This window comes from Ruegeria sp. BHSA118 (assembly GCF_059613405.1).
Window position 1 is genome coordinate 1 of sequence record NZ_JBXWSM010000127.1, and the last position, 3,910, is coordinate 3,910.

3 protein-coding genes and 1 pseudogene are annotated in these 3,910 nt (G+C 59.0%); 3 read left to right on the forward strand and 1 reads right to left on the reverse strand.

Features of this window, described 5'->3' with window-relative positions:
* From AC2FNN_RS21125 to AC2FNN_RS21135, 3 genes are all read left to right on the forward strand, one after another.
* Positions 1-1,595, forward strand: a 1,595-nt coding sequence (locus AC2FNN_RS21125; protein ID WP_496760434.1) for an NAD+ synthase, incomplete at its 5' end; no start/stop codon positions are given.
* A 311-nt stretch (positions 1,596-1,906) separates the two neighbouring features.
* On the forward strand, positions 1,907-2,131 hold the full coding sequence (locus AC2FNN_RS21130; protein ID WP_253283304.1) for a hypothetical protein: 225 nt from the start codon (positions 1,907-1,909) through the stop codon (positions 2,129-2,131).
* Positions 2,132-2,268: 137 nt separating this feature from the next.
* Positions 2,269-3,600: an NAD(P)/FAD-dependent oxidoreductase gene (locus AC2FNN_RS21135; RefSeq protein ID WP_496760435.1), complete on the forward strand. Its 1,332-nt coding sequence runs from the start codon at positions 2,269-2,271 to the stop codon at positions 3,598-3,600.
* A gap of 4 nt (positions 3,601-3,604) precedes the next feature.
* On the opposite strand, the pseudogene AC2FNN_RS21140 reads toward AC2FNN_RS21135, so the two are convergent.
* A pseudogene (locus AC2FNN_RS21140) lies at positions 3,605-3,910 on the reverse strand (MBL fold metallo-hydrolase); the annotation flags it as partial.

The following is a 3,910-nucleotide window of genomic DNA, read 5'->3' on the forward strand; positions in this document are numbered from 1 at the left end:
ATGCGGCCAAGGTCGTTGCCGCGTGGGAACAGGGCAAGGCGGCGGGGGCCGATCTGGTGGCTTTCCCCGAGATGTTCATCACCGGATACAACACGCAGGATCTGGTGCTAAAGCCGGTGTTTCATCGCGCGGCCATGGATGCGGTCGAGTCTCTGGCCCGGAAATGCGCCGACGGGCCCGCGATTGCCCTGGGTGGTCCGTGGGTCGACGATGGCAAGTTGTACAATGCCTATCTGATTCTCAAAGGGGGGCGGATCACCAGCAAGGTTCTGAAGCACCACCTGCCGAATGAGACTGTTTTCGACGAAGTGCGCCTGTATGATGCGGGTCCTCTGGGCGGTCCGTATTCGGTTGGCAACTTCCGGATCGGCAGCCCCATTTGTGAGGATAGCTGGCACACTGACGTCGCCGAAACGCTTGAGGAAACAGGGGCCGAGTTTCTGCTGATCCCCAATGGGTCGCCCTATTTCCGGAACAAATACGATATACGTCTGAATCATATGGTCGCGCGCGTGGTCGAAACGGGCCTGCCGCTGATCTACCTGAACATGGTCGGCGGGCAGGACGATCAGGTCTTTGACGGCGCCAGCTTCGGTCTCAACCCGGGCGGAGAGCTGGCCTTCCGGATGCCGGTGTTCGACGAAGTGGTTGCGCAGGTGGATCTTGAGCGTGGCGACGATGGCTGGCGCATTGTGCCGGCAGAAATCGTGCCCCAGCCGGATTTGTGGGAGCAGGATTATCGCGCGATGGTTCAATCCCTGCGGGACTATATGGGCAAGACCGGCTTCAAAAAAGCAGTTCTGGGACTGTCCGGAGGGATCGATTCCGCGTTGGTGGCGACCATCGCGGTGGATGCCATCGGGGCCGACAACGTTCGCTGCGTGATGTTGCCGTCGGAATATACCAGCCAAGCGTCATTGGACGATGCCGAGGCCGTCGCCAAGGCATTGGGTGTGCACTATGACCATGTGCCGATTTCGGAAAGCCGGGCTGCCGTCACCAACACGCTCGCTCCGCTATTTGCGGGGTTGGACGAAGGCTTGACCGAGGAGAACATTCAGTCGCGCCTGCGCGGGCTTTTGCTGATGGCGATCTCGAACAAATTCGGCGAAATGCTGTTGACCACCGGCAACAAGTCCGAGGTCGCGGTGGGCTATGCCACGATCTATGGCGACATGAACGGCGGGTACAACCCGATCAAGGATCTGTACAAGACCCGCGTGTTCGAAACCTGCCGCTGGCGCAACGCCAATCATCGGGACTGGATGATGGGGCCCGACGGAGAGGTCATTCGCCCGTCCGTCATCGACAAACCCCCCAGCGCCGAACTGCGCGAAGATCAGAAAGACAGTGACAGTCTGCCGGACTATTCCGTACTGGACGCGATACTTGACATTCTGGTCGATCAGGATGGCTCCATCGCGGATTGCGTCGCCGCCGGATTTGAAGAGGCGGACGCGCGAAAGGTCGAGCACCTGATCTATATCAGCGAGTACAAACGGTTCCAGTCCGCTCCGGGCACGCGCTTGAGCAAGCGGGCATTCTGGCTGGACCGGCGGTACCCGATCGTAAATCGCTGGCGTGATCGTCGCTGAAATCTAAGCCAAATCTGCATGATCGGAAACAGTGAAGTTTCGTTGATGCGCATTGTTCCCTGATTGAAGGGCATAGCCCGTGCAACGGGGCGAAAATGGCCATCCCCGGCTTGCTTGGGTGACATTTTTCTGACACATTTTTGCTTGGAAGTTGCCCAATGTGGGGCGGATGCGACGCATTGTCGTTGAGGGCGAGGGCCTGACGTGGTGATCGCGGCGTATCCGGGGTTGGATGTCTGAGTGAATGGTTTGGTGTTAAAATGTACGAGAATTTTGAAAGATCGCTTCATGCGCCTTTGAAATGGCGCACAATGGAATCTCTGCCGCAAGATTTGGATGAAGAAAAGCTGGATGCAGCAATTGCCGATCTGTTGAATGAGCAGCGGCAGTCGGAAGATCAGAAAGCGGCCATGTTGCGGCCAGAGTTTCCGCAGTTGCTTCCACAGGAAGACGTATCCGCACAAGCGGCGCTGAAGGAAAACCGGTTGTCCGCGATCTTGCGTCAGAAATGGGCGGAACTGTCCGGCGCAGCCTAACCTTCGGCCCCGCGCTTTTAACCTCAGGCGTCTGGGTCACAGGTGCCAAAATTCGTATGTTCCGGTGGCAGTTTGTATTGCCCATGCTTTGTCTTTTGGTCTCCATAGCGGTCCAAGCGACAGAGTAAGGCCTATTGATGACCGCGCCCAAACCGACTCCTGTAGAACCTGATCTTGCCCTGCCCAAAACCGTTGATGTCGTGGTCATCGGCGGCGGAATCATCGGCGTTTCAACCGCGTTGGAACTGGCAGAGCGGGGCGCTTCGGTTCTTTTGTGTGAAAAAGGGCAGATTGCCGCCGAACAAAGTTCTCGAAATTGGGGTTGGGTCCGTCTTGGGATGCGGGACCCAAGAGAGATACCCCTGATGCAGGAATCGTTGCGCATCTGGCAAACGCTCGATGACCGGCTGGACCGCAAGACAGGTTACACCCGATCCGGTATCCTTTTTGGCGCATCCGGCAGGCGGGATGCCGGCAACATGGAGCGTTGGCTGCACCACGTGGAGGGTTTGCAGACCGGCGCGCGGATGGTTTCGGGCGGTGAGTTGGCAGACCTTTTGCACGGCAACCAATCGGGCTTTGGATCCGCTCTGTACATGCCGCAGGACGGTCGTGCCGAACCTCAATGGACAGCCCCCGCCATCGCCGAAGCCGCGCGGGCTCGGGGCGCAGTGATCATGACGAATTGCGCCGTGCGCAGTGTGGACGTTCAGGCTGGACGTATCGCCGGTGTTTTCACCGAGCGCGGCAAAGTTGCCTGTCGCCGCGTCGTTCTGGCCGGAGGCGCGTGGTCGCGCCTGTTTGCAGGCAATGCGGGGATCAAGCTGCCGCAGCTGAAGGTTCTGAATACGGTCCTGCGTACATCCCCCGTCGCAGAGGGACCCGAGGCGTCGCTGTGGTCAGATGACTTTGCGATCCGAAAACGGGCCGATGGCGGTTACACAATTGCGTCCGGTCACGAGAATACGGTGGACATCGTGCCGGACAGTTTTCGATTGGCGATGCAGTTCCTGCCGGCTTTTGTGCAGGAGTGGAAATCTCTGCGCTTTCGCCTGTCCAAACGCTGGACGATCGAAGCACAACAGAACCGAAGATGGCTGCCAACCGATGTAACACCATTCGAACAGTGCCGAATCCTGGACCCCGAACCGTCTCAAAAAGCACTGCGACGCGCCTGGGCCAATGCATGCAAGGGATACCCCGCTGTGCAAACAGGCGAGATCGTACAAAGCTGGGCAGGCATGATCGATGTGACGCCGGATGCCATTCCCGTCATCTCGGGCGTGGATGATCTGCCGGGAATGTACATTGCCACGGGGTTTTCGGGCCATGGATTCGGAATCGGGCCAGGGGCGGGGCGGCTGATGGCCGATCTGGTTGCCGAAACAACGCCTTGCGTGGACCCGGCCGCCTTTCGCTTGTCGCGGTTCAGTGACGGTTCAAAAGTGCGGCCGGATCCGGGGTACTGAACGCTCAGCCCATCATCTGGTAGCTGACCGGGACAAAGCGAAAGCCGTCTCCACGGCTCTCGACATACCCGGCGCCGGGGAAGGGCATGTGATAGCCGACCATAGGCACCTTGTCGGCGGCCAGCATGCCAAGAACATCGCGGCGTGCGGCAGTGGCTGCGGCCTTGTCCATGTCGAACCGGACTTCCCATTCGGGGTGGGCGAAAGACCAGACATAGTGGTTGGCCAGATCTGCCGTCAGCACCAGACGTTGCCCGTTGTTTTCCAGATGATAAACCGTGTGGCCCGGTGTGTGGCCATAAGCGGCCAC

What these genes read in the sequence shown, in the direction of transcription:
- AC2FNN_RS21135 (WP_496760435.1), top strand. Translation starts at nt 2,269, where the DNA reads ATGACCGCGCCCAAACCGACTCCTGTAGAACCTGATCTTGCCCTGCCC.
- AC2FNN_RS21130 (WP_253283304.1), top strand. Translation starts at nt 1,907, where the DNA reads ATGGAATCTCTGCCGCAAGATTTGGATGAAGAAAAGCTGGATGCAGCA.